We start from the raw sequence: 25,037 nt of genomic DNA, 5'->3' as shown, positions 1-25,037 counted from the left end.
GTGGAGCTGAGTGAACACTTGTCCCCCGCTTTCTACGCGCGTCAATCTCCTGCTTGCCCACACCAGTTGTCAAGGTTTCGGCCATGTACTCCACCCGTCGGGGAGATGAACCGGGCGGCATGGGTGGAAACCCGTCTAGGCTGAGCTGTTGAGCCGTACGGCGTCCGGATGGCCGTACGGCGGCCAAGGCGCGCGAGGAGAAACAGCCGATGTCAGACAGCTCCACCCTGCCGCCCGCACGGCTGCGCCCCGAAGCGGAACTGGCCCGCGACGCGCTGTCCGCGCCGGTGCTCTCCCGGGCCGCCCGGCTGGCCCGCTGGGCCGGTCCGGACACCCGTGTCGACGCCGGGGGCGGGCTCGTCGAGGAGCAGCTGCCGACGGCGGCCGAGGAACTCGGGCTGAGCGGGGACGACGCCGCGGCCCACGCGAGCGAGGCATGGCGGATCGCCGTGGACACCGGGCTCGTCGAGATCACCGACGAGGAGGCGGGCACCGTCGCGGCGGGCGAGGACGTCGCGCTGCTCACCGGCGGCTCCCCACGGGACGTGCTCGGACTGTGGCTCACCGCCCTGGAGGCGGTGCTCGCCGACGCGAGCGTGCCCGACCTCGACGACCTGGTCGACGCGATGGCCGAGGGCGGCGAGGTAGACCTGTCGTCCCTCGACTGGGACCCGGAGGCCGAGGCGGAGTTCCTCGACGGCGTGCTCGGCAACCTCTACCTGCTCACCGTCGGCGAGGACCGCCCCGGCGACGCGTCGGTGCCGCTGCCCGCGCTGGCGGCGTCCGTGATCGTGCCCAGCGACATGAGCGAACCCACCAACGACGTGCTGGAGCAGGTGTCCGACGCGATGATGCGGCTGGACGACCAGTTCCGGCTGCTGGAGCCGATCGGCCTCGTCGAGTACCAGCCGGTCGACGAGGCCCTGATGGCCGACGCGGAAGAGGAGCCCGCGGCGCCCGTCGACGAGACCGACGTCGCCCGCTACGGCATGGTGCGGCTCACCCCGCTCGGCCTGTACGGACTGCGCGCCCGGTTCCTGGAGGCCGGCTTCGAGGCGCCCGCCGTCGGCGACCTCTCCGACAAGGGCGCCGACGCGCTGCTCGACGGCACCGCCCCCTTCCCGCCGGCCGCGGCCCACGCCGAGACCGAGCTGTGGCTGGCCGGCCGGAGCCCCCTCGTCTCGGCCCGGGAACTGCTGGCGGCGGCCCGCGGCTCGGACACCGGCGCGCCCCTGCGCCGGCTGCGCTGCCAGCAGGCGCTGTCCCTGGTCGGCACCGAGGCGGAGCCCGCGTTGCGGGAGGTCCTCGACGACGCCGAGCTGGGCGGCCTGGCCCGGGTCTGGCTGACCGAGCACGGCGCGCAGGACGTTCCGGCCCCGCCGCAGGAGATGGTCTTCTGGCTGACCATCGACACCGTGGCGGCGCAGCTCGCGGCCGAGGGGAACTCCGAGGAACTGCGTGCGCTGGTGGAGGGGCTGGCCCGGCAGCACAGCGGGTTCTTCGACACGGTGTGGCGGGTGGAGCACCCGGCCACGCCGGACGTCCTGGAGGCGATGGGGCGGCTGCATCCCGACAAGAAGGTCGCGAAGGAAGCGCGTAAGGCCGCGTTCAAGGCGCGGTCGCAGCAGGGGGGCTGACGCCGGGGTGCGGAGCCGGGCGGGGCCTGGCTCCGGTCGGTCGGCTGGGTGGGGTGGGTGTCGCGGCCCGGCGTTGCGGGACGCCTCCTCCATGCTCGGCTCCTCCTCCACGCTCGGCTTCGCTCGCGCGGGGGGACCCCCATGAGCGGGAGGTGCCCCCACCGCCCACCCGTGCCGCCCCTGGGGGTACCGCCCAGGCCGTTCAGGCTCTGGGGGAGGCACGAATGCCCGCGGTCGGGCGGGAGGGCGCCCGCGGTTGCGCGGGGCCTGCCCGCGGTTGCGGGGGCGTGTTCGTGGTTGTGCGGGCTGCCGCGCGGGCGCCGTGCGTAGTTCAACCGCCGTTCAGACGCGGACGGAACCGTGTCGCCGGACCGAGGTCCGCCACCCTCCACGGCACGTCCGGCACGTTCACCGTCACAGGAGTCACCATGTCGCTCACCCGCAGGGACTTCGCCAGTCGCTCCGCGCTCACCGGCGCCGGAGTCGTGCTGGCGGGCAGCGTCGGCGCCCTCGCCACCGCCCCGAACGCCCTCGCTTCCACGGACACCGAGAGCGCGGGGGAGGAGCACGGCAGAGGCCACGGACACGGACACGACCACGGCGGGGTCGGCTACGGGCCGCTGATCCCCGACCCCGACGGCATCCTCGCCCTGCCCGCCGGGTTCCGGTACGAGATCATCACCTACTGCGGCCGGACCAAGCTGGAGTCGGGTGAGTACACCCCGTCCGACCACGACGGCACCGCCACCTTCGACGGTCCGCGCGGCACCACCCTCCTCGTCAACAACCACGAACTCGGCGGCCACCGCGACGACTGGCCCCACCCCGTCCCGCTCACCGAGGGCCTCGTCTACGACCCCGCCGCGGCCGGCGGCTGCACGGTCGTCGAGGTCCGCCGCGGCGGCCACGTCGCCGAGTGGGTCGGCATCGCCGGCACCGCCACCAACTGCGCGGGCGGCAGCACCCCGTGGGGCACCTGGCTGACCTGCGAGGAGACCGAGGACAAGGCGGGCGAGGAGGGGATGACCAAGGACCACGGCTACGTCTTCGAGGTCGACCCCGAGGACCGCCGCGCCAACCGCGACCCCAAGCCGATCAAGGCGCTCGGCCGCTACGCCCACGAGGCCGTCGTCGTCGACCCCAGGCGCGGCCACCTCTACCTCACCGAGGACGCCTCCGGCCCCAACGGCCTCTTCTACCGCTGGACCCCGCCGGAGGGCTTCCGGCACGGCCGCAACAGGCTGCGCACCCTCGCCGACGACGCCGGGGACCTCCAGGCGTTCAAGTGCTTCGACTCCGGCGGCAAGTTCGTCGACGACCTCTCCCGCGCGACGAAGACCGGCACCGTCTACGGCGTCGACTGGATCGACGTCCCCGACCGCGACGCGAAGAGCACCTCGGTGCGCAAGCAGTTCAGCGCCGGCCAGGTCACCCGCGCCCGCAAGCTGGAGGGCATGTGGTGGGCCGACGGCGGCGCGTACATCGTCTCCTCCTTCGCCCGCGACGAGAGCCCCGGCCGGCCGCACGACGGCCAGGTCTGGTTCTACGACCCCAAGCGCCGCACCCTCACCCTCAAGGTCCTCCTCGGCGTCAACCCCGACCCGTCGGCGGACGGCGCCTTCGACGGCCCCGACAACATCACCGTCTCCCCGTACGGCGGCCTCGTCATCGCAGAGGACGGCGACGGCGTCCAGCACCTGTTCGGCGCCACCGACAGCGGGCGCACGTACCCCATCGCCCGCAACGACCTGAACGTCGGGTCCGAAGAGGAGCCGGAGTACAGCGAGTTCACCGGAGTCACCTTCTCGCCCGACGGGAAGACCCTCTACGCCAACATCCAGGACCCCGGCATCATGCTGGCGATCACCGGGCCGTGGAAGCGGCAGCGACGTTCGCATTGAGGGTCACACGGACGGAAGGCCTTGTCCGATTCCTCGGACGGTCGACGTCGCTGGACATACCGTCTGGGCATGTCCAGCTTCGAGGGTCTCGCTGAGGGAACCCTGGTCTGGCTTCCGAATGGCACGGTCGCACCTCTGGAGCGCGTCATTACCGAAGAACTCGCGGTACTCGCGTTCGACAAGGAGTGGGACCTTCGAGAGGCCAGGCTCGGGCGCCCCTACCCACCGCGGGACCATACGGTCGGGAACCTGGTTACCGTCCGCCCCGAGCGTTGGATTGACAATGGCACACGTCCTGTCTTCGCCGGAGGCGGGGGTCGGGCCCCGGCGGGTGATCGGCGTCGACGCATCCGCGGCACCCGCCCGCACCCGGGAGCAGATCGCCGGATCGCGCAGCCACCGCACGGGGCAGCTCATCGGCGTGACGCAGGAGCTGACGGAGGCGGACGTCGAACTGGACGAGCGGTACCACGCGGGCACGTACGGCATCCCCGACGACACCACGCTCGCCGCGATGCGGCTCGCCGCCCGGACGGAGGGCATGGTCACCGACCCGGTGTACGAGGGGAAGTCGATGGCGGGGCTGGTCGACCTGGTCGCCCGTGGCGAGATCGGCCGCGACGCCACGGTGCTCTACGCCCACCTGGGCGGGCAGCCGGCGCTGAACGCGTACAGCGCGCTGTTCCAGTGAGACCGCGGACCGACGCGCGGTAGGGTTCGGCGAGAAGCCCCGGGTGCAGGGAGTAGTGAGATGGCGCAGGTCAAAGCCATGCGCGCGGATGCCCGCCGCAACCGTGAGCGGCTGCTGGAGGTCGCGGCGGCGGCTTTCGCCGAGCATGGCGAAGGCGCCTCCCTGGACGACATCGCCAAGCGCGCGGGGGTCGGGACCGGTACGCTGTACCGGCATTTCCCGACGCGACGGGCGCTGCTGGAGGCCGCCTATCTCGACCGGATCGAGGCGATCGCGGCGCGCGCCGACCTGATCGCGGCCGAGCGGGCGCCGGGCGAGGCGTTGCTGGAGTGGCTGAACGAGCTCGCTGTGGGGATGCTTCAGGTCCGCGGGATGAAGGCGTTGCTGGGCACCGCCGTCACGGCCGGTGGCTCGGCCGTGGACACGGCGTGCGGCGACTGTGTGCGGGGCGCGGCCGGGCGGCTGGTGCGCGCGGCGCGGGACGAGGGGACGCTGCGGGGGGACGTCGAGCCGATCGAGGTGCTGCGGCTGGTGCACGGGGTGGTGACCGCGTCCGAGTCGACCGACGGGGGAGGCGGGGACGCCGGGGAGTCCGTCCGGCGGTATCTGTCCCTGGTGTGGGGTGGGTTGCGGACGTAGGCGGCGGTGGTGGGGCGCCGGCGGTGCCGGGGGCGCCCCACCTGCCGGTTGCCTACAGGGCCTGGGCCGAGGGCTTCACCATGCCCCGGACCGTGCGGGACTTGACGAAGTCGCCCATGGCGGTCATCTCCCACTCGCCGGAGTACTGCCGGATCAGCTTCGCCATCATCACACCGGTCTGCGGCTCGGCGCTGGTGAGGTCGAAGCGGACCAGTTCCTCGCCGGTCGCGGCGTCGAGGAGGCGGCAGTAGGCCTTGGCGACCTCCGTGAACTTCTGGCCGGAGAAGGAGTTGACCGTGAAGACCAGGCCGCTGACCTCCTGCGGGAGCCGGCCGAGGTCGACGGTGATGACCTCGTCGTCGCCGCCGCCCTCGCCGGTGAGGTTGTCCCCGGAGTGCTTGATGGCGCCGCCGACGATGGACAGTTTGCCGAAGTAGCAGCTGTCGATGTGGTTGCGCTGCGGGCCGTACGCGATGACCGACGCGTCCAGGTCGATGTCCTTGCCGCGGTATGCCGGCTCCCAGCCGAGGCCCATCTTGACCTGGGAGAGCATCGGCCGGCCGCCCTTGACGAGGGAGACGGTCTGGTTCTTCTGGAGGCTGACCCGGCCCTTGTCGAGGTTGATCTTGCCGGCGCCCGGGGCGGGGGCCGGCGGTGCGGCCGGTGCCGCGGGGGGAGCGGAGGGCATCGTCGGCGCGGCGGCGGGCGGGGGCGGCTGGGTGGCTGCCTGGGACCGCTGCGGGGCCGGCGGGGTGGCCGGCTGGGCGGCCGGGGCGGGTTCCTCCACCGAGACGCCGAAGTCCGTCGCGATGCCGGCGAGGCCGTTGGAGTAGCCCTGGCCGACCGCGCGAGCCTTCCAGGCGCCGTTGCGCAGGTAGACCTCCACGATCACCAGCGCGGTCTCGGTGCCGAGCTGCGGGGGCGTGAAGGTGGCGAGGACGGAGTTGTCGTCCGCGTTGCGGATGGTGGCGGTCGGTTCGATGCCCTGGAAGGACTGCCCGGCGGCGTCCGGGCTGGCGGTGACGACGATCTTCTCGATGCCCGGCGGGACGGCGGAGGTGTCGACCACGATCGCGTCCGGGGCGGCGCCGCCGCCGGAGCGGTAGGCCACGCCCTGGCCGGTGGGCTGGTTGTAGAAGATGAAGTCGTCGTCGGAGCGCACCTTGCCGTCGGCGGTGAGCAGCAGGCCCGATACGTCGAGCCGCACGGGCGCGGCGACGTCCACCGTCACGCGGGCGGCGGAGAGGGGGATGTTCGAGCCGGGGGTCATAGCTGTCATGCCGGGTGAACGAGCGAGGGCGTTTTACCGTTCCCTTACCCGGGGGCCAATCGGGTCAGGAGCTGGTGGGGGGGCGCTCAGCGGCGGTTTCGGGGGTGGTTGCGGGCGGTGCGTTCGTTGCCGTGTTTGTAGTTGCCGGTCCAGCGGGCCATCACCAGTCGGGGGTCGCCTGCCGTGATCTCTTCGAGGAAGCGGGCGGCGCGGGAGCCGTTCAGGGCGGTTGCGTGGTTGTGGTGGTGGGTGATGCGGACGGTGCCGTTGCCGGTGCCGTTGCCGGTGGCGGTGTAGGCGAAGCCGTGGGGTCTGGGCATGCGGGGATCGCAGGTGGGGTGGGGGCGGCGCGCCCAGGGGTTTTCGGCCCCGCCGCCCCCTCCCGTTCCCGTCCCTGGGGGCTGCGCCCCCAGACCCCCGCGCTCGGCCCGGACGGTCTCGTCCCCGAACGCCGGACGGGCTATACCTTCACGGCACGACCACGATCTTCCTGCCCGCCCCCGCCGCGAACTGCTCCAGTGCCTCCGGGTAGCGGTCCAGCGGGATGCGGTCGCTGATGAAGACGTCCGGGTCGAGGACGCCGTTCGCGAACAGTTCCGCCGCGCGTTCGTAGCTGTGCAGGACCGCCATCGAGCCGGTGATGGTGATCTCCTGGTTGTAGACGCGGTACGGGTCGATCTGCACCCGCGTCGCGTAGTCGGCCACGCCGAACTGGAGGAAGGTGCCCGCCTTGGCGACCCGGTCCAGACCGTCCTGGATGGCCGCCGCGTTGCCCGTGGCGTCGATGACGAGGTCCCAGCCCTGGGGGCGGTCCAGTTCGTCCGGGGTCGCGGCCGAGGCCGAGACGCCGAGGCCGCGGGCCGTCTCCAGGCGGGCCGGGTTGAGGTCGACCATGTCGACGCTGGCCGCGCCGGTGCGCTTGGCCAGCTCCAGCATCATCAGGCCCATCGTGCCGGAACCGTAGATCAGGACGTGGGCGCCGAGGCGGGACTGGAGGACGTCGTAGCCGCGGACCGCGCAGGAGAGCGGTTCGATCAGGGCCGCGTCCTGGGTGCGGACGTGCTCGGGGAGCTTCACGCAGTTGGCCACGGGGGCCACCGCGTACTTCGCCGCGCCGCCCGCCGTCGTCACGCCGATGGCCGCCCAGCGTTCGCACAGGTTGTTGTGGCCGGTGCGGCAGTAGCGGCACTCGTAGCAGTAGAGGGACGGGTCCACCGCGACCCGGTCGCCGACGGACACCTCCGTGACCTGGGCGCCGACGCCGACCACCTCGCCGGCGAACTCGTGGCCCGGCACGATGGGGAGCTTGGGCGCGAACTCGCCCTGGAGGATGTGCAGGTCGGTGCCGCACAGGCCGCAGGCGGCGACCTCCACGACGACCTCGCGCGGCCCTGGCGTCGGGTCGGGGACCTCGGTGACGACGGCACGGCCCACGGACTCGATGACGGCGGCCTTCATTTCACGGCTCCCAACGACAGGCCCTGGACCAGTTTGTCCTGGGCGGCGAACCCCGCGGCGAGCACCGGCAGGGAGATGACGAGCGACGCGGCGCACACCTTGGCCAGGAAGAGGCCCTGGCTGGTGATGAAGCCGGTCAGGAAGACGGGTGCGGTCTCGGCGACCACGCCCGTCAGCACCCGGGCGAAGAGCAGTTCGTTCCAGCTGAAGATGAAGCAGATGAGCGAGGTCGCGGCGATCCCGGGGAGGGCGATCGGGGCGACGATCCTCGCCAGGATCGTCGGCAGATTCGCGCCGTCCACCCGGGCCGCCTCGATGATCGCGACCGGGACCTCGGCCAGGAAGGACTGCATCATCCAGACCGCGATCGGCAGGTTCATGGAGGTGTAGAGGATGACCAGCAGCCAGATGTTGTCCAGCATGTCCGTGTTCTTGGCGAACAGGTAGATCGGCAGCAGGCCGGCCACCACCGGCAGCATCTTGGTGGAGAGGAAGAAGAACAGGACGTCCGTCCACTTCTTCACCGGACGGATGGAGAGGGCGTACGCGGCGGGCAGGGCCAGGAGCAGGACGAGGAGGGTGGAGGCGACCGATGCCACGGCCGAGTTGATCAGCGCGGGCCAGGGGCTGGCGCCGCCGCCCGCGCCGAAGAACTCCCGGTAGCCGTCCAGGGTGAGGGACGCCGCGAAGGACGGTGGGTTGGTGGCCGCGTCCTCCTCCGAGTGGAAGGAGGTGAGCGCCATCCAGGCGATCGGCAGGAAGAAGACGATCCCGGCCAGCCAGGCCACCAGGCCCAGACCCGCACCCGCCTTTCGGCGGGCTCGTACGGGCTTGGTGCCGGTGGTGCCGGTGGCGGCGGGTCGTACGGCGGTGGCGCTCATGCGCGGCCGACCTCCTCGCGGAACAGGGACGACACCACACGCAGCGCGAAGGTGGCGATGATGATCGAGCCGATGACGACCAGGACGCCCGCGGCCGAGGCGAGGCCGTTCTCGTGGGCCTGGTAGAAGCTCTGGTAGACGGTGTAGGGCAGGTTGGCCGTGCCCAGGCCGCCGGATGTGATCGTGAAGACGGCGTCGAAGTTCTGGACGATGTAGATCGAGCCGAGCAGGGCGCCGAGTTCCAGGTAGCGGCGCAGGTGCGGGAGGGTGAGGTGGACGAAGATCTGCCAGTCGCTCGCGCCGTCCACCCGGGCGGCCTCGATCTGCTGCTGGTCCCGGCTCTGCAGCCCGGCCAGCAGGATGAGCATCATGAAGGGCGTCCACTGCCACACCAGTGAGGCCTCGACCGCGAGCAGCGGGGTGTTCGAGATCCAGTCCGGCTGCGGGCCGCCGACGTAGTGCAACAGGCCGTTGAGCAGGCCGTATTCGGGGTTGTAGAGGACGTGCTTCCAGAGCAGGGCGGCCGCCACCGGGACCACCAGGAACGGGGCGATCAAGAGGGTGCGGACCACGCCCCGGCCCTTGAACCGGCGGTCCAGCAGCAGGGCGAGTGCCAGGCCGAGGACCAGGCTGGCCAGGACCACCGCCACCGTCAGCAGGATCGTCGTCCACACCGACCGGCGCAGGTCCGGGTCGCCGAGGACGTCGCCGTAGTTGCCGAAGCCGGTGAAGGTGCGGGCGTCCGGGTAGAGGGAGTTCCAGTCGAAGAAGGAGATCACCAGGGTTGCCACGAAGGGCAGCTGGGTGACCACGATCATGAAGATCAGGGCGGGGAGGAGGGGGGCCCGGGTGGCCCAGGCCCGCAGTCGGGAGGACGGCGGGCGGACGGTGGGTCGTGCGTGGTCGGGTGCGGCCGAGGGGGCCGTTGTCGTGGCGGTCATCGTCCCTCGTACTCCTCGGAGATCTTCTCGGCGAGCTGCTGGGACTTCTTCAGGGCCTGCTCGACGGACTGGCGTCCGGCGATGGCCGCGCTGATCTCCTGGGAGACCTTGGTGCCGAGGTCGGTGAACTCGGGGATGCCGACGAACTGGATCCCGGGTGCGGGGCGCGGCTGCACTCCGGGGTCGTTCGGCTTGGCGCCCTCGATGGCCTCCCGGGTCATCTCCTGGAAGGCGGCGGCCTCCTTGGCGTAGTCCGGGTTCTCGTACGTCGAGGCGCGCTTGCCGGCCGGGACGTTCGACCAGCCGATCTCGTCGCCGACCAGCTGCTCGTACTCCTTGCTGGACGCCCAGGAGACGAACTTCCACGCCTTGTCGGCGTTGCGGGAGGCATCCTGGATGCCCCAGGCCCAGGTGTAGAGCCAGCCGGAGGACTCGGTCTTCTCCACGGGGGCGGGCGCGTAGCCCATCTTGCCCTTGACGGGGGAGTTCGCCGACTCCAGCGATCCGGCGGCGGAGGTGGCGTCGTACCACATGGCGACGTTGCCCTGGGTCATGTTGTTCAGGCACTCGGCGAAACCGGACTGGGCGGCGCCGGACTGGCCGTGCTCGCGGACGAGGCCGACGTAGAACTCGGTCGCCTTCTCCCACTCGGGGGAGTCCAGCCGCGCCTGCCAGTCCTGGTCGAACCAGGTGCCGCCGGAGGTGTTCACGACCGTCGTCAGGGGTGCCATCAGCTCGCCCCAGCCGGGCAGGCCGCGCAGGCAGATGCCCTTCATGTCCGGCTCGGCCCCGTCGAGTTCGGCGGCCAGCTCGGCCACCTGGGTCCAGGTGGGGTGCTCGGGCATCGTCAGGCCCTCTTTTTCGAACACGTCCTTGCGGTACATCAGGAAGGACGACTCGCCGTAGAAGGGCTGGCCGTAGAGCTTGCCGTCGTCGCCGCTGAGGGACTCGCGCATCGGCCCCAGGATGTCCTTCTCGTCGTACGCCGGGTCCTCGGCCACGTAGGAGTCCATCGGTCGCAGCCACTCGTTGCGGGCGTAGATCGGTATCTCGTAGTTGGAGAGGGTGGCGACGTCGTACTGGCCGGCCTGGTTGGCGAAGTCCTGACTGATCTTGTCGCGGACGTCGTTCTCCGGCAGGACGGTGAAGTTCACCTTGATGCCGGTCTCTTCGGTGAAGTGGTCGGCGGTGAGTTTCTGCAGCTCGGCCATCTGCGGGTTGTTGACCATCAGGACGTTGATGGCGCTGCCGCCGGATCCGGCGCCGCCCGCCCCGACCCAGCAGCCGGAGAGCAGCGGGGCGAGCAGCGTCCCTGCGGCGGCCATGGCGAGCGTGGCTCGCGGCCTCCGTCGGCTCTGGGTTCGCATGGATCGCTCCTGAACATATGGGGAGGTATGGGGCATAGGAGGGCGTGTGCCTGCCCTCCAGGGGTGGGAGTCGGGGCTTGCGGGGAGGGAGTCGGCTTCTCAGACGCGGATGACCTGCGGCCCGAGCAGCGAGTAGCGGTGGGCCTCGGCCGTGGGGAGCAGTGTGCTGGTGACGATGGCCTCCAGGGCGCCGACCTCCGCGAACCGGCAGAAGCTGACCGCCCCGAACTTGGTGTGCGTGCCCGCGAAGACGGTGCGGCGGGCGGCGCGGATCGCCTGGGTCTTGACCTCGCTGACCGCCGGGTCGGGGGTGGTGAGGCCGTGCTCGCGGGAGATGCCGTTGGCGCCGATGTACGCCAGGTCGATGACGAAGCCGGCCAGCATCTTCGTCGTCCAGTGGTCGACGGTGGCGAGCGTGCCCGAGCGGACCCGGCCGCCGAGCAGCAGGACGGAGGTGTCACCGGCCTCGGCGAGCGCGCCGGCCACCGGCAGGGACGCGGTGACCACGGTCAGCGGCCGGTCCCTGCGCAGGGCCTCGGCGATGAGCCGGGGGGTGAAGCCCTCGTCGACGAAGACGGTCTCCGCGTCGCCGAGCAGTTCGGCCGCCGCGGCGGCGACCCGGCGCTTCTCGGGCACGTGGCTGGTGGCGCGGAAGGCGAGCGTGGTCTCGAACCCGGCGCTCTCCACGGGACAGGCGCCTCCGTGGGTGCGGCGGACCAGGCCGTGGTCCTCCAGGGCGCGCAGGTCCCGTCGTACGGTCTCCTTGGCCACGCCCAGGTCGGCCGCGAGCGCGGTGACGTCGACCGAGCCGGTGGTGCGGGCGAGCCGCACGATCTCGTGCCGGCGTTCCTCCGCCGTCCTCGTGTCCATGCCGAACACCTGCCTCACCGCCTCGTCGCCGTGTCCTTGCCCGTTCGGGCCCGTGGGGGCCATGGGGAAGTTTCTACAGCGGCCGTGCGGCACTGACCATGCCTGTTGCGGACCCGATACTGCCCGCTTGTGCCCGTTCCGGTCGCCGGGTGCCCGTCGCGGACCTGGCACGCGGCGGGACGGGGCGTGAGAACGGGCAGTGCGGATGCCCGTATGCGGAGGCGGGCGGGCCCGTTCGGTGCCCGCCCGCCTCGTGATCGATCGGTTCCGGTCAGTACGGCCAGATCGGGGGGTCGGTCACGAAGTGGCCGCCGAGGCGGGCGTGCGCCGGGTTGTCCGGGTCGAGGTCGCCCTGCTCGGCGACGAGCTTCTCGGCGTACGGCTCGGAGTCGTCCCGCGGTTCGTAACCGAGCGCCCGCGCGGAGGTCAGGTCCCACCACAGGCGGGTGTTGGCGGAGGAGCCGTGGACGACGGTGTGCCCGACGTTCTCCGCGGTCAGGGCGGCGTGGAAGAGGCGGGCGCCGTCGGCTGGGCTCATCCACACCGAGAGCATGCGCACGCTGGTCGGCTCGGGGAAGCAGGAGCCGATGCGGACGGAGACGGTCTCCATGCCGTGCTTGTCCCAGTAGAACTGGGCGAGGTCCTCACCGAAGGACTTGGAGAGGCCGTAGAAGGTGTCCGGGCGGCGCGGGGTGTCGACCGGGATGAGGGGGTCGTCGCCCTGGGGGCGCGGGGTGTAGCCGACGGCGTGGTTGGAGGAGGCGAAGACGATACGTCCGATGCCTTCCTCGCGGGCGGCCTCGTAGAGGTTGTACGTCCCCTCGATGTTGGCCTTCAGGATCTTCTCGAACGGGGCTTCCAGGGAGATGCCCGCGAGGTGGATGATCGCGTCGACGCCCCGAACCGCCTCGCGCGCGGCCGCCCGGTCGGCGAGGTCGGCGACCACGGCGTCCGGCTCGCCCTCGATCGGGCGCAGGTCGAGCAGGCGCAGCTCGTAGCCGTGATCGGGGAGCAGGTCTCGCATCAGGGTGCCGAGGCCGCCGGCGGCGCCGGTGAGCAGAACGGTGCGGGGAGCGGGCATCCTCGGGACTCCTAGGTCTCCTGTGGTCTCCTGAATCGCCAGTCGTGCGCAGCTGTGCGTATGGGCGCCTGGCGTTCATATGCGTGGACACGCTAAAGAACCGGTGGTGACCCGTCAAGAGGCGGCCTGCTTGACGGTGTTCGCGGGGCGGCTTAGCGTGGTCGCGTTCAGAAATGTGGACGCAGATCACGAGTATGACGCATGCGTATGACGCAGACCTTACCTATGGAATGGGGAGCGCCCGTGACCTCAGCCCCTCTCGCCGCCCGGCTCACCACCCCCAGCGGTCCGCTGTTCTTCCCCGTCACGGCCTACGGCCCCGGTGGCGAGGTCGACCTCGACGTCTACCGCACGCACGTGCGCCGCGGGATCGAGGCCGGAGCCGCCGCCGTGTTCGCCTGCTGCGGCACCGGCGAGTTCCACGCGCTCACCCCGGAGGAGTTCCAGGCCTGCGTCCGGGCGGCCGTCGAGGAGACCGAGGGCCGGGTGCCCGTCCTGGCCGGCGCGGGCTACGGCACCGCCCTCGCCGTGCGCTACGCCCGCCTCGCCGAGGAGGCCGGGGCCGACGGGCTGCTCGCCATGCCGCCGTACCTGGTGATCGCCGGGCAGGAGGGGCTGCTGCGGCACTACCGGGAGGTGGCCGCCGCGACCTCCCTGCCGGTGATCGTCTACCAGCGCGACAACGCCGTGTTCACACCGGAGAGCGTGGTCGAACTCGCCCGCACGGACGGAATCGTGGGCCTCAAGGACGGGCTCGGCGACCTCGACCTCATGCAGCGGGTCGTCAGCGCCGTGCGCACCGAGGCGTCCGGCGGCGGGGAGGGGCCCGGAGACGACGGCTTCCTCTACTTCAACGGGCTGCCGACCGCCGAACAGACGCAGCTCGCCTACCGCGCGCTCGGCGTCACCCTCTACTCGTCCGCCGTGTTCTGCTTCGCCCCCGAGATCGCCCTCGCCTTCCACCGGGCGCTCCGCTCGGGCGACGACGCCGTTGCGCACCGTCTGCTGGACGGCTTCTACCGGCCGTTCGTCGAACTGCGCGCACAGGGCCGCGGGTACGCGGTCGCCCTGGTCAAGGCGGGCGTACGGCTGCGCGGGCTGGACGTGGGGGAGGTGCGCCCGCCGTTGCAGGAGCCGACCGAGGACCATCTGAAGCAACTCGCCCAGGTGATCGAGCGGGGTCACGCGCTGCTGGACGGGGAGGGCCCCAAGTGAGGGCGTCGGCGTTCGTCTACCCCTGGGACGTCAACGGGGACCCGGCGGCGCCGGATCTCATCGCCGGGACCGGCGTCGAGCAGGTGACGCTCGCCGCCGCCTACCACTCCACCCGCGCCCTCACCCCCCGCCACCCGCGCCACCGCGTCGTCACCGCCGAGTACGCCGCAGTCCTCTACCCGCCGGACGCCCGCTGGGAGGGACGGGACCTGCGCCCGTACGAGGCCGGTGACTGGGCGCCCGGCGACGCCTGGGGCGAGGCCGCCGCCGCCCTCGCGGACGCGGGCCTGGACGTGCACACCTGGGTCGTCCTCGCCCACAACTCCCGTCTCGGCGCCGAGCGTCCGCATACGTCCGTCGTCAACGCCTACGGCGACCGCTACCCATGGGCGCCCTGCATCGCGCAGCCCGCCACGCGCGCGTACCTCACCGGCCTGGCCGCCGAGGCGGCGGTGCGGCCAGGGGCGCGCGGCACGGAGCTGGAGTCCCTCGGCTGGTACGGGCTCGCCCACCTGCACGCCCACGACAAGACCGGCGGAGTCGGCCTCGGGGACGCCGGGCAGTACCTGATGTCGCTGTGCTTCTGCCCGGACTGCCGGGCGGGCTACGGCGGGCAGGGCCTCGACCCCGACGGACTGGCCGCCGCCGTACGCGCCGCGCTCGAACCGGTGTGGCGGGGAGCGGCGCCGTCGGACGGGGGCTGGGCCGGCGTGGAGAAGCTGCTCGGCGAGGCGCCGGCGAACGCCACACGCGCGTGGCGGGACGAGACCGCCCGCACGCTCCAGGAGGCGGCGGTCGCGGCCGTACGCGACGCCGCGCCCGGCGGCTTCCGGGTCCTGCTGCACGCCGATCCCGTCTCGTACCACTGCGGCGCCAACGCCGGCGTCGACCCCGCGCACATCCTGTCCGTCGCGGACGGCGTGGTCGTGCCCTGCACGGGCGGCGCGGGCCTGCTGACGCCGTTCGCCGAGCAGGACCGCGCCGGGGCCGTGCTCGCCGCCAACCTCACCGTGGTCTCCGGCATGGGCGGCAGACCGGACGCGCTCGCCGAGGACGCGGCACGCGCCCGTGAGCTCGGCGCGACGGAACTGCGGCTCTACCACGCCGGGCTGGCGTCGGACGGTGACCTGGAGGCGGTGCGGTCGGGGCTTGCGGAGCGGTGAGTGCGGTGCGGTGAGGGTGCCGAGGGGTGGTCAGTGCGCCCAGGTGAGGCGAGGCGAGGTGGGGTGAGCGCGGTGGGATCCGGGCATCTCATGCGCTGACGGGGCCGGTGGCCGACTCAGGGCCGGTGGCGGACGCAGACCGGGTCCCCGGCCGAGTCATGCCGGGCCGGCATCGGGCAGATGCCCCGGAAGCGGGCCCGGCGGCCGATGAGTTTCGCGGGCGTGACCGGTCTGCCTTCCGACAAAGCAGGCCACGCGTCCCGAGGAGCAACCGATGACCCACGACACCACCACCCTCGACCTCGGCCCGCAGGCCAGGGTCCTGGCACGCCTCGCCGAAGGCGTGGACGACGCCCGGCTCGCGGACCCGACACCCTGCCCGGACATGGCGGTCCGCAACCTGCTCGGCCATCTGACCGGCCTGTCCATCGCCTTCCGCGACGCCGCGCGCAAGGACCTGGGCGCCACCACCGACACCAGCCCCGAGGCGACCGTGCCGGACATCGGGCCCGGCTGGCGGGAGGAGCTGCCGAAGGTGCTCGGTGAGCTGGCCGAGGCGTGGCGCGCACCGCAGGCCTGGAGCGGCATGACCCGGGCCGGCGGCGTTGACCTGCCGGGCGAGGTCGCCGGTGCCGTGGTCGCCGACGAGCTGGTGATCCACGGCTGGGACCTGGCCCGCGCGACCGGCCAGGAGTACGAGCCCGACCCGGCGGCTCTCCAGGTGGCGTACGGCCTGCTCGCCGCGTCCGCCGAGGAGCCCGACCGGGACGCCGGCATGTTCGGCCCCGTCGTCCCCGTCCCCGACGACGCCCCGCTGCTGGACCGGGCGGTGGGACTGAGCGGACGCGACCCGGGCTGGACGCGGCCCGCCCAGTGACAGCACCGCAACCTCAACTTCTTCTGTCAGAAGCATTGACGTGGCCGCGCGTCCCTCTTACCGTCAACGCGTCGTACTCCGTACGTCATATATGAGACGCGATACGCGAGATCAGATACGCGAGGGATCCCACCGGATCCGGCACGCGGCATCCGGCCCGCGCATCCGACGCGAGATTCCGAGAGGCGCGCATGACCTCTGTGCCCACGCCGATCCCCTCCCGCACGCAGTACGTGCTGGAGGAGATCAAACGCCGCATCCTCACCGGCCGGCTGACGCCCGGCCAGGCCCTGGTCGAGACCGACCTCGCCGCACAGTTCGGGGTGTCCAAGACACCGGTGCGCGAGGCGCTCAAGACGCTGGCCGGCACCGGACTGGTCGTGAACAGCCAGTACAAGGGCGTCACCGTTCGCATGGTGGACGCGGACATGGCGCGCGAGGTCTACGACGTCCGGCTGCTCCTGGAGCCCGAGGCCCTCAAGCGCGCCGTGCGCCGAGGGGCCTCCCTGGACGCCGCCCGCGATGCGCTGACCCAGGCCGACCAGGCCACGGACACGGCCGAACGGTCCCTCGCCAACCGGGAGTTCCACCGCGCCCTGTACGTGCCGTGCGGCAACCCGCTGCTCGGCCGGATGCTCGACGAGGTCCGCGACCAGGCGGCCCTCGTCTCCGCCGTCGCCTGGGCCGCCGACCCCTCCTGGGAGCGGGAGGCCGGCGAGCACCAGGAGATCCTGCGCCTCGCCCTCGCCGGTGACGCGGACGGCGCCGCCCGCGCCCTGCACGCGCACATCGCGTCGTTCGTCGAGCGGGCCTTCCCCGAGGCGGGGACGGCGGCCCAGGAAGAGGACGGTCAGGCATGACAGCGACGTTCGAGACCCAGCGGACGGCCCTGGCCGACGTGGTGGCGATCCCGGTGACCCCGTTCGCCGAGGACGGCACCGTCGACCCCGCCACCTACCGGTCCCTGCTGCGTCGTCTTCTCGACGGTGGCATCACGACCCTCACCCCGAACGGCAACACCGGCGAGTTCTACGCCCTCACCCCGGCCGAGCGCCGCCTCGTCACCGAGCTGACGGTCGAGGAGGCCGGCGACCGCGCGGAGATCCTGGTCGGCGTCGGCCACGACGTGCCGACCGCGGTCGCCTCCGCGCGGCACGCCCGCGACCTGGGCGCCTCGATGGTGATGGTCCACCAGCCCGTCCACCCCTACGTCTCCCAGGGCGGCTGGGTCGACTACCACCGCGCCATCGCCGAGGCCGTGCCCGCGCTGGGCGTCGTCCCCTACATCCGCAACCCCCAGCTCACCGGCGCCCGGCTCGCCGAACTCGCCGACGCCTGCCCCAACGTCATCGGCGTGAAGTACGCGGTCCCGGACGCCGCCAGGTTCGCCGCCTTCGCCCGCGACGCCGGCCTCGACCGCTTCGTGTGGGTCGCGGGGCTGGCCGAGCCGTACGCGCCCTCGTACTTCTCCGCGGGCGCCACCGGCTTCACCTCGGGCCTGGTGAACGTCGCCCCGGCCGTCTCGCTGAACATGATCGAAGCGCTTCGGTCCGGTGACTACGCGACGGCGATGAAGGTCTGGGAGCAGATCCGCCGCTTCGAGGAACTGCGCGCCGCCAACGGCTCCGCCAACAACGTCACCGTGGTCAAGGAGGCCCTCGCCTCCCTCGGCCTGTGCCACAGGGAGGTCCGCCCGCCGAGCAAGCCGCTGCCCGAGAGCGAGCGCGCCGAGGTCGCCGCCATCGCCGCTGGGTGGTCGATATGACAGGCACACCGGGCGAGACCGGCCGCAAGCGCCCCGAGGATCTCCGCAGCCACCAGTGGTACGGCACGGACGGCCTGCGTTCCTTCAGCCACCGCGCCCGCACCCGCCAGCTCGGCTACCTCCCCGAGGAGCACCTCGGCAAGCCGGTCATCGCGATCCTCAACACCTGGTCCGACATCAACCCCTGCCACGTCCATCTGCGCGACCGTGCCCAGGCGGTCAAGCGGGGTGTCTGGCAGGCGGGCGGCTTCCCCCTCGAATTCCCGGTCTCCACGCTCAGCGAGACCTTCCAGAAGCCGACCCCGATGCTCTACCGCAACCTGCTCGCGATGGAGACCGAGGAACTGCTGCGCTCCTACCCGGTCGACGGCGCCGTGCTGATGGGCGGCTGCGACAAGTCCACGCCCGCGCTGCTCATGGGCGCCGCCAGCGTCGACCTGCCCGCCGTCTTCGTGCCCGCCGGGCCCATGCTCCCCGGACACTGGCGCGGCGAGACCCTCGGCTCCGGCACCGACATGTGGAAGTACTGGGACGACAAGCGGGCCGGCCTCATCGGCGACTGCGAGATGCAGGAGCTGGAGAGCGGCCTGGCACGCTCGCCCGGCCACTGCATGACGATGGGTACGGCGTCCACGCTGACCGCCGCCGCCGAGGCCCTCGGCGTCACGGTCCCGGGCGCCTCCAGCATCCCGGCCGTCGACTCCGGACACGACCGGATGGCGGCGGCGGCCGGACTGCGCGTCGTCGAACTGGTGCACCGGGACCGCAAGCTGAGCGACATCCTCACGGCCGACGCCTTCGAGGACGCCGTCACCACGGTCCTCGGCCTCGGCGGCTCCACCAACGCCGTGATCCACCTGATCGCCATGGCGGGCCGCGCGGGAGTCACCCTCACCCTCGACGACTTCGACCGCATCGCCCGCACCGTCCCGGTGCTGGCCAACGTCCGCCCCGGCGGACAGACGTACCTGATGGAGGACTTCCACTTCGCCGGCGGCCTGCCCGGCTTCCTCTCCCGCATCCCGGACCTGCTCCACCTGGACCGGCCCACCGTCGCGCACGACACGATGCGCGAACAGCTCGATGGCGCCCGTGTCCACCACGAAGACGTGATCCGCCCCCGCGACAACCCCGTCGCGGCCGAGGGCGGGGTCGCCGTCCTGCGCGGCAACCTCTGCCCCGACGGCGCCGTCATCAAGCACATCTCCGCCGAGCCGCACCTGCTCAAGCACACCGGCCCCGCGGTCGTCTTCGACGACTACCGGACCATGCAGCGCACCATCAACGACCCGTCGCTGAACATCACCGCCGACAGCGTGCTCGTGCTGCGGGGCGCCGGCCCCAAGGGCGGTCCGGGCATGCCCGAGTACGGGATGCTGCCCATCCCCGACCACCTGCTCAAACAGGGCGTGCGGGACATGGTCCGGATCTCCGACGCCCGGATGAGCGGCACCAGCTACGGCGCGTGCGTCCTGCACGTGGCCCCCGAGTCGTACGTCGGCGGTCCGCTCGCCCTGGTGCGCACCGGCGACCCGATCACCCTCGATGTCGCGGCCCGCTCCCTGCGGCTCCACGTGGAGGACGAGGAGCTGGAGCGCCGCAGGGCCGCGTGGACACCACCGCCCGCCCGCTACGAGCGGGGCTACGGCGCGCTCTACAGCGAACAGATCACCCAGGCCGACACCGGCTGCGACTTCGAGTTCCTGGCCCGCCCGGGCAAGGTGCAGGACCCGTACGCCGGCTGAACCGCACGCCAGAACCGCGCACCCCCCTGCCCGTGGAGAAAGCGCTTCCCGCACGACCCGAGCATGACGTACCAGAACGGAGAACTGTCATGGCCCAAGCCGCAGCCGTGGCGAAACCGCCCGCGCCACCCCGGCGGCGCCGTGCCTCCGCCACACCGCGCAGGCTCCCGTACCTGTTGATCGCACCGGCCGCCCTGCTGATGCTGGGCTTCATCGCCTACCCGGTCATCAGCGTCTTCTACTACAGCCTGCAGGAGTACAACCCCACCAAGCCGTGGCGGAACGGCTTCGCGGGCTTCGACAACTTCGTCACGATCTTCACCGACGACCCGATGTTCTGGGACACCCTCGTCTTCAGCGCCAAGTGGGTCTTCGTCGAGGTCGGACTGCAACTGCTCTTCGGTCTGGCACTGGCGCTCATCGTCAACCAGACCTTCGTGGGCCGGGGCATCGGTCGCGCCCTGGTCTTCTCCCCGTGGGCCGTCTCCGGTGTGCTGACCTCCGCGATCTGGGTGCTGCTCTACAACTCCCAGACCGGCATCACCCGTTACCTCGCCGACATGGGCATCGGCGACTACGGCACCAGCTGGCTGTCGGACACCTCGACGGTGTTCTCCGCGGCGGTCGTCGCCGACCTCTGGCGCGGCGTCCCCTTCTTCGCGATCCTCATCCTCGCCGACCTCCAGTCCGTCTCGAAGGACCTGTACGAGGCCGCCGAGGTCGACGGGGCGAGCCGGTTCAAGCAGTTCTGGCACATCACACTGCCGCACCTGAAGGACGCCATCATCCTGTCCACGCTGCTGCGCGCGGTGTGGGAGTTCAACAACGTCGACCTGCTCTACACCCTGACCGGCGGCGGACCCGCGGGAGTGACCACGACACTGCCGCTGTACATCGCCAACACCAGCGTCGACGCCCACGACTTCGGTTACGCGTCGGCCCTCACCACGGTCGCGTTCGTGATCCTGCTCTTCTGCTCGATCGTCTATCTGCGGCTGAGCAAGTTCGGAGGCGAGAACAAATGATCACCAAGGAGGCCACCGCGCCCGCCCCCGCCCCCGCGCGGGCCGACCACGAGCCGCCGCGGCAGGCGAAGAAGCGCCGCCCCGCCTGGGACGAGGTCCCCCGCTGGCAGATCTATCTCCCGCTCGGCGTCTACCTGGTCTTCACCCTGATCCCGTTCTACTGGATCCTGCTCTTCGCGCTGCGCCCGGCGGGCTCGACCTCGCTCGTGCCCTGGCCGATGACCTTCGACCACTTCGAGAAGGTGTGGACCGACCGGAGCTTCGGCACCTTCTTCGAGAACAGCGTGTACGTCGGGCTCGCGACCCTGGTGATGACCACGCTCGTCGCCCTGGCCGGCGGCTACGCCCTCGCCCGGTTCGACTTCAAGGTCAAGCGGGCCTTCATGCTCGCCCTGCTCTGCTCCCAGTTCGTGCCCGGCGCACTGCTGCTGGTCCCGCTCTTCGAGATCTTCGCCGAACTCCAGTTGATCAACTCGCTCGGCAGCGTCATCCTCGCCGAGACGGTCTTCCAGCTTCCGCTGTCGATGATCCTGATCAGCAACTTCATCAAGAACGTGCCGTACTCCCTGGAGGAGGCCGCCTGGGTCGACGGCTGCGGCCGGATGCGGGCCTTCCTGGTCGTCGTCCTCCCGCTGCTGCGGCCGGGCCTGATCGCCGTCGGCTCCTTCGCCTTCGTGCACTCCTGGAACCACTTCCTGTTCGCCCTGATGTTCCTCAACAACCAGGACAAGCAGACCATCCCGGTCGGCCTCAACACCCTGATGAGCGCGGACAGCGTCGACCTCGGCGCGCTCGCCGCCGGCGGCATCATCGCGGCCGTGCCCGTGGTGCTGGTGTTCGCCTTCATCCAGAAGTGGCTGATCACCGGCTTCAGCGCGGGGGCGGTGAAGGGATGAGTCCGGTTCCCGTCGTCCTCGCCGGCGCCCGCGGCCACGGCCGCTGGCACATCGCCAACATCCGCCGCCTGGAGCGGGCCGGACTGGTCCGGCTGGCCGGCATCTGCGAACTGAACCCGCTGACCGAACACGAGGCCGGCGGAGAACTCCCCGAGCAGTCCGCCGACTTCGGTGCCCTGCTCGACTCCACCGGCGCCCGGATCGCCGTGATCTGCACGCCGATCCCCACCCACACCGACCTCGCGCTGACCGCCGCCCGCAAAGGCGTGCACCTGCTCCTCGAGAAGCCCCCGGCACCCTCGTACGCCGAGTTCCGCCGGATGGCCGACGGGGTCGCCGAGGCCGGCGTCGCCTGCCAGGTCGGGTTCCAGTCGCTGGGCTCGCACGCCGTGCCGGCCGTCCGCGAGCTGATCGCCCAGGGGGTTGTCGGCGAGGTGGTGGGCGTCGGCGGGGCCGGGGCGTGGGTGCGCGACGAGGCCTACTTCCGCCGGGCGTCCTGGTCGGGCCGGCGGCGGCTGGACGGCGCCGACGTGATCGACGGCGCGCTGACCAACCCCCTCGCACACGCCGTCGCCACCGCCCTGGCGCTCGGCGGTTCCACCCGCGCCGAGGACGTCACCGGCATCGAGACGGAGCTCGCGCACGCCAACGACATCGAGGCCGACGACACCTCCTGCGTACGCGTCACCACCGCGCAAGGCCATCGCGTCACCGTCGCCGCGACCCTGTGCGCGGAGCGGCCCGGCGAGCCGTACGTCCTGGTGCACGGCAGCAGCGGGCGCATCACCTTCTGGTACAAGCAGGACCGCGTCCTGCTGCAGCGCGGCGGCCACGGCCCCGAGGAGTACCACCACGGCCGCACCGACCTGCTGGAGAACCTGGTCGAACACCTCACCACCGGCGCCGCACTGCTGGTCCCGCCCGACGAGACGGGCGCCTTCATGCGGGTCGTGGAGGCGATCCGCCTGGCCCCCGACCCGGAGCCGCTGCCCGACGCCGCCTGGCGCCGCGTCCCCGGCGAGGGCCGTCGCGTGGTCCCCGGCGTCGACTCCTTCGTGGCCGCCGCCGCCGACACCCTCTCCCTCTACTCCGAACTGGGCGCGCCCTGGGCGCCGCGCACGGAGCACCCGCGATACGAGGTGAGTACCCGATGACCGGCAACGACGCCCCGGTGCTGCGGGTGGCGGGCCGCCCCGTCGCCCGGTACGTCACCCGGCCCGAACTGCCGCCCCGGCTCTCCCCGCGCCCCTACCTGCACCCCGTCACCACCCTGGCCGGCACCGCTGTCACCGAGTTCAGCCCTGCCGACCACCTCCATCACCTCGGCGTCGGTGTCGCCGTTCCCGACGTCGAGGGGCACAACTTCTGGGGCGGGCGCACCTACGTCCGCGACCGGGGCCCGACCGAGCTGGACAACCACGGCACCCAGCGGCACATCGCCTTCCAGCTCCGCGACCCCGACGGCCTCGTCGAGGAACTGCGCTGGGTCGCCGCCGGCACCGAGCTGCTGCGCGAGCGCCGCACCGTCGCGGCCACCGACCTCACCGCCACCGGCCTCGCCGCCACGGCCTGGGCGCTGGACTTCACCTTCTCCCTCACCAACGTCACCCCGGACCCGCTCACCATCGGCAGCCCCGCCACCAACGGGCGCCCCGGCGCCGCCTACGGCGGCTTCTTCTGGCGCGCCCGCAAGGAGAGCGCGGCCCCCCGGGTGTTCACCGCCGACCGCGAGGGCGAGCGGGAGATCCACGGGACCCGCGCCGACTGGCTCGCCCTGACCGGCGACACCTGGTCGCTGGTGTTCGCCGGGGCCACGGAGCGGACCCGGCGCGACCCGTGGTTCGTGCGCACCGAGGAGTACCCGGGCGTCGGCTCCTCCCTCGCGGACGACGAACGGCTGACGGTCGCCCCCGGCGACACCGTCGTCCGCCGGATCGTCACCGTCGTCGCCGACGGCCGGCTCGACGCCGACGGCGCCGCCACCCTCGTACGGAAGGCGGTGAGCCCGTGACCCCCGAGACCATCCCCGTGACCCCCGAGACCATCCCCGTGACCCCCGAGACCGCCCCCGTGATCCCCGAGACCACTCCCGCGACCCCGGTGACGTACACCAACCCCGTCCTGAACGCCGACTGGTCCGACCCCGACGTCCTCCGCGTCGGCGACGACTTCTACCTGACCGCGTCCAGCTTCGGCCGCGTGCCCGGCCTGCCGCTCCTGCACTCCCGCGACCTGGTCGGCTGGACCCTGGTCGGGCACGCCCTGACCCGCCTAAAGCCGGCGGAGGCCTTCGCGACGCCCCGGCACGACTGCGGGGTCTGGGCCCCGTCCCTGCGCCACCACGCGGGCCGCTTCTGGATCTTCTGGGGCGACCCCGACCACGGGATCTTCCAGGTCAACGCCCCCGACATCCGGGGCCCGTGGACCGCGCCCCACCTGGTCAAGGCCGGCCAGGGCCTGATCGACGCCTGCCCCCTGTGGGACGACGAGACCGGCGAGGCCTACCTCGTGCACGCCTGGGCCAAATCCCGCTCCGGGATCAAGAACCGCCTCACCGGCCACCGTATGCGTCCCGACGGGACCGGGCTCCTCGACGAGGGCAAGGTGATCGTCGACGGCGACCGCCTCCCCGGCTGGTTCACCCTGGAGGGCCCCAAGCTCTACAAGCACGACGGCTGGTTCTGGATCCTGGCCCCCGCCGGGGGAGTGGGGACCGGCTGGCAGGGCGCCTTCCGCTCCCGCGGCTTCTTCGGGCCGTACGAGGAGAAGGTCGTCCTGGAGCAGAAGGACACCGACGTCAACGGCCCCCACCAGGGCGGCTGGGTGCGCACCGGGGCCGGCGAGGACTGGTTCCTGCACTTCCAGCAGCGCGGCGCGTACGGCCGGGTGGTCCACCTCCAGCCGATGACGTGGGGCACGGACGGCTGGCCGGTCCTGGGCGACGACGGCGCCCCGGTCGCCGAGCACACACGCCCCGCGCTGCCACCGCAGCCGCCCGCCGCGCCCGCGACCGACGACGACTTCCCCGGCGGACGGTTCGGCCGCCAGTGGTCGTGGACGGCCAACCCCCGCGACGGCTGGGCCACCCAGCACTCCGGGGACGGGCTGCGGCTGGCGTGCGTCCGCTCGGCCGACGCGCACGACCTGCGCAAAGTGCCGAACGTGCTCACGCAGCGGCTGCCCGGCCACCCCGCCGTGATCGAGGTGGAGCTGCGCCTGGACAGCGAGGAGCCGGGCGCGCGGGCCGGGCTCGCGGTGCTCGGCGACGCCTACCGCTGGATCGGGCTCCAGCGGGGCGTGGACGGGACCGTGCACCTGGTGCACCGGTTCGCCGAGTCGGTGGCGGAGGCCGACCGGGACGCCGACCACCCCCGCCCCGTGCCCGGGGGCCGGGCACGGCTGCGGATCGAGGCCGGCCCCGGCGCACGCTGCCGCTTCTCCTACGACCTCGGCGACGGGCCGCGCCCCACCGGCCAGGTCTTCGCCGCCACCCCGTGGCGCTGGGTCGGCGCCCTGCTCGGCCTGTTCGCGCTCGCGCCCGCCGGCCAGGAGGACGCCGGCGCGGCCACCTTCACGCAGTTCCGGATCGAAGCCCGCTGACCCACCCCACTCGTA

General features: G+C 72.1%; 22 protein-coding genes and 1 pseudogene. 15 read left to right on the top strand and 8 right to left on the bottom strand.

What is annotated here, in order from left to right; genetic code table 11:
- Positions 1 to 209: 209 nt before the first annotated feature.
- From ACIQ1J_RS00710 to ACIQ1J_RS00695, 4 genes and pseudogenes are all read left to right on the top strand, one after another.
- Complete coding sequence (locus ACIQ1J_RS00710) at positions 210 to 1,637, top strand: hypothetical protein (protein WP_403552900.1); 1,428 nt, start codon at positions 210 to 212, stop codon at positions 1,635 to 1,637.
- A gap of 428 nt (positions 1,638 to 2,065) precedes the next feature.
- Entirely contained in the window at positions 2,066 to 3,538 is a 1,473-nt protein-coding gene (locus tag ACIQ1J_RS00705; protein WP_403552898.1) for an alkaline phosphatase PhoX, read from the top strand.
- Between the two features lie 307 nt (positions 3,539 to 3,845).
- Positions 3,846 to 4,229, top strand: a pseudogene (locus tag ACIQ1J_RS00700) (pyridoxal-phosphate dependent enzyme); the annotation flags it as partial.
- Between the two features lie 60 nt (positions 4,230 to 4,289).
- Positions 4,290 to 4,868: a TetR/AcrR family transcriptional regulator gene (locus tag ACIQ1J_RS00695; RefSeq protein WP_403552896.1), complete on the top strand. Its 579-nt coding sequence runs from the start codon at positions 4,290 to 4,292 to the stop codon at positions 4,866 to 4,868.
- Between the two features lie 52 nt (positions 4,869 to 4,920).
- On the opposite strand, the gene ACIQ1J_RS00690 is transcribed toward ACIQ1J_RS00695, so the two are convergent.
- From ACIQ1J_RS00690 to ACIQ1J_RS00655, 8 genes are all read right to left on the bottom strand, one after another.
- A complete protein-coding gene (locus tag ACIQ1J_RS00690) occupies positions 4,921 to 6,138 on the bottom strand; it encodes a TerD family protein (protein WP_403553776.1) in 1,218 nt (405 codons plus the stop codon).
- An 86-nt stretch (positions 6,139 to 6,224) separates the two neighbouring features.
- Positions 6,225 to 6,458, bottom strand: a complete 234-nt coding sequence (locus ACIQ1J_RS00685) for a hypothetical protein (RefSeq protein WP_403552894.1) — start codon at positions 6,456 to 6,458, stop codon at positions 6,225 to 6,227.
- Positions 6,459 to 6,606: 148 nt separating this feature from the next.
- Complete coding sequence (locus ACIQ1J_RS00680) at positions 6,607 to 7,596, bottom strand: zinc-dependent alcohol dehydrogenase family protein (protein ID WP_403552892.1); 990 nt, start codon at positions 7,594 to 7,596, stop codon at positions 6,607 to 6,609.
- The gene (locus ACIQ1J_RS00675; RefSeq protein WP_403552890.1) at positions 7,593 to 8,477 is read right to left on the bottom strand and encodes a carbohydrate ABC transporter permease; all 885 of its coding nucleotides are present in this window, start codon (positions 8,475 to 8,477) and stop codon (positions 7,593 to 7,595) included. The genes ACIQ1J_RS00680 and ACIQ1J_RS00675 overlap by 4 nt, the downstream gene beginning before the upstream one ends.
- Positions 8,474 to 9,418, bottom strand: coding sequence for a carbohydrate ABC transporter permease (locus tag ACIQ1J_RS00670; RefSeq protein WP_210963274.1), 945 nt, complete (start codon positions 9,416 to 9,418; stop codon positions 8,474 to 8,476). The genes ACIQ1J_RS00675 and ACIQ1J_RS00670 overlap by 4 nt, the downstream gene beginning before the upstream one ends.
- Positions 9,415 to 10,785 carry an ABC transporter substrate-binding protein gene (locus ACIQ1J_RS00665; RefSeq protein ID WP_403552887.1) on the bottom strand — a complete coding sequence of 457 codons (1,371 nt, stop codon included), beginning with the start codon at positions 10,783 to 10,785 and terminating at the stop codon, positions 9,415 to 9,417. Before ACIQ1J_RS00665 ends, ACIQ1J_RS00670 begins: the two co-directional genes overlap by 4 nt.
- Before the next feature lie 99 nt (positions 10,786 to 10,884).
- Positions 10,885 to 11,655 (bottom strand): DeoR/GlpR family DNA-binding transcription regulator, encoded by a 771-nt coding sequence (locus ACIQ1J_RS00660; protein WP_403553774.1) that lies wholly within the window; start codon positions 11,653 to 11,655, stop codon positions 10,885 to 10,887.
- Between the two features lie 271 nt (positions 11,656 to 11,926).
- Entirely contained in the window at positions 11,927 to 12,736 is an 810-nt protein-coding gene (locus ACIQ1J_RS00655; RefSeq protein ID WP_403552885.1) for an NAD-dependent epimerase/dehydratase family protein, read from the bottom strand.
- 243 nt (positions 12,737 to 12,979) lie between these two features.
- Between ACIQ1J_RS00655 and ACIQ1J_RS00650 the strand changes: the two genes are divergently transcribed.
- The 11 genes from ACIQ1J_RS00650 to ACIQ1J_RS00600 all read left to right on the top strand — a co-directional run bounded on the left by ACIQ1J_RS00650 (position 12,980) and on the right by ACIQ1J_RS00600 (position 25,022).
- A complete protein-coding gene (locus ACIQ1J_RS00650; RefSeq protein ID WP_403552883.1) occupies positions 12,980 to 13,951 on the top strand; it encodes a 5-dehydro-4-deoxyglucarate dehydratase in 972 nt (323 codons plus the stop codon).
- Positions 13,948 to 15,114, top strand: coding sequence for a hypothetical protein (locus tag ACIQ1J_RS00645; RefSeq protein WP_403552881.1), 1,167 nt, complete (start codon positions 13,948 to 13,950; stop codon positions 15,112 to 15,114). The genes ACIQ1J_RS00650 and ACIQ1J_RS00645 overlap by 4 nt, the downstream gene beginning before the upstream one ends.
- Positions 15,115 to 15,388: 274 nt before the next feature.
- A complete protein-coding gene (locus ACIQ1J_RS00640; RefSeq protein ID WP_403552879.1) occupies positions 15,389 to 15,991 on the top strand; it encodes a TIGR03086 family metal-binding protein in 603 nt (200 codons plus the stop codon).
- A gap of 191 nt (positions 15,992 to 16,182) precedes the next feature.
- Positions 16,183 to 16,851 (top strand): GntR family transcriptional regulator, encoded by a 669-nt coding sequence (locus tag ACIQ1J_RS00635; protein WP_210963280.1) that lies wholly within the window; start codon positions 16,183 to 16,185, stop codon positions 16,849 to 16,851.
- Entirely contained in the window at positions 16,848 to 17,756 is a 909-nt protein-coding gene (locus tag ACIQ1J_RS00630; RefSeq protein WP_403552877.1) for a dihydrodipicolinate synthase family protein, read from the top strand. Before ACIQ1J_RS00635 ends, ACIQ1J_RS00630 begins: the two co-directional genes overlap by 4 nt.
- Positions 17,753 to 19,501 (top strand): L-arabinonate dehydratase, encoded by a 1,749-nt coding sequence (gene araD, locus ACIQ1J_RS00625; protein WP_403552875.1) that lies wholly within the window; start codon positions 17,753 to 17,755, stop codon positions 19,499 to 19,501. Before ACIQ1J_RS00630 ends, araD begins: the two co-directional genes overlap by 4 nt.
- An 89-nt stretch (positions 19,502 to 19,590) precedes the next feature.
- A complete protein-coding gene (locus tag ACIQ1J_RS00620; protein ID WP_210963283.1) occupies positions 19,591 to 20,526 on the top strand; it encodes a carbohydrate ABC transporter permease in 936 nt (311 codons plus the stop codon).
- Positions 20,523 to 21,422 carry a carbohydrate ABC transporter permease gene (locus tag ACIQ1J_RS00615; RefSeq protein WP_210963284.1) on the top strand — a complete coding sequence of 300 codons (900 nt, stop codon included), beginning with the start codon at positions 20,523 to 20,525 and terminating at the stop codon, positions 21,420 to 21,422. Before ACIQ1J_RS00620 ends, ACIQ1J_RS00615 begins: the two co-directional genes overlap by 4 nt.
- Positions 21,419 to 22,576, top strand: a complete 1,158-nt coding sequence (locus ACIQ1J_RS00610; RefSeq protein WP_403552873.1) for a Gfo/Idh/MocA family protein — start codon at positions 21,419 to 21,421, stop codon at positions 22,574 to 22,576. The genes ACIQ1J_RS00615 and ACIQ1J_RS00610 overlap by 4 nt, the downstream gene beginning before the upstream one ends.
- Entirely contained in the window at positions 22,573 to 23,433 is an 861-nt protein-coding gene (locus ACIQ1J_RS00605) for a PmoA family protein (protein WP_403552872.1), read from the top strand. Before ACIQ1J_RS00610 ends, ACIQ1J_RS00605 begins: the two co-directional genes overlap by 4 nt.
- A 38-nt stretch (positions 23,434 to 23,471) precedes the next feature.
- Positions 23,472 to 25,022, top strand: coding sequence for a family 43 glycosylhydrolase (locus ACIQ1J_RS00600; protein WP_403553772.1), 1,551 nt, complete (start codon positions 23,472 to 23,474; stop codon positions 25,020 to 25,022).
- The last annotated feature ends 15 nt before the right edge of the window (positions 25,023 to 25,037 follow it).

The organism is Streptomyces sp. NPDC097107 (assembly GCF_044762405.1).
GTDB classification, from domain to species: Bacteria; Actinomycetota; Actinomycetes; order Streptomycetales; family Streptomycetaceae; genus Streptomyces; species Streptomyces thinghirensis.
The sequence above is the reverse complement of the archived record's forward strand: the minus strand, read 5'-3'. Positions and strand labels throughout refer to the sequence as shown.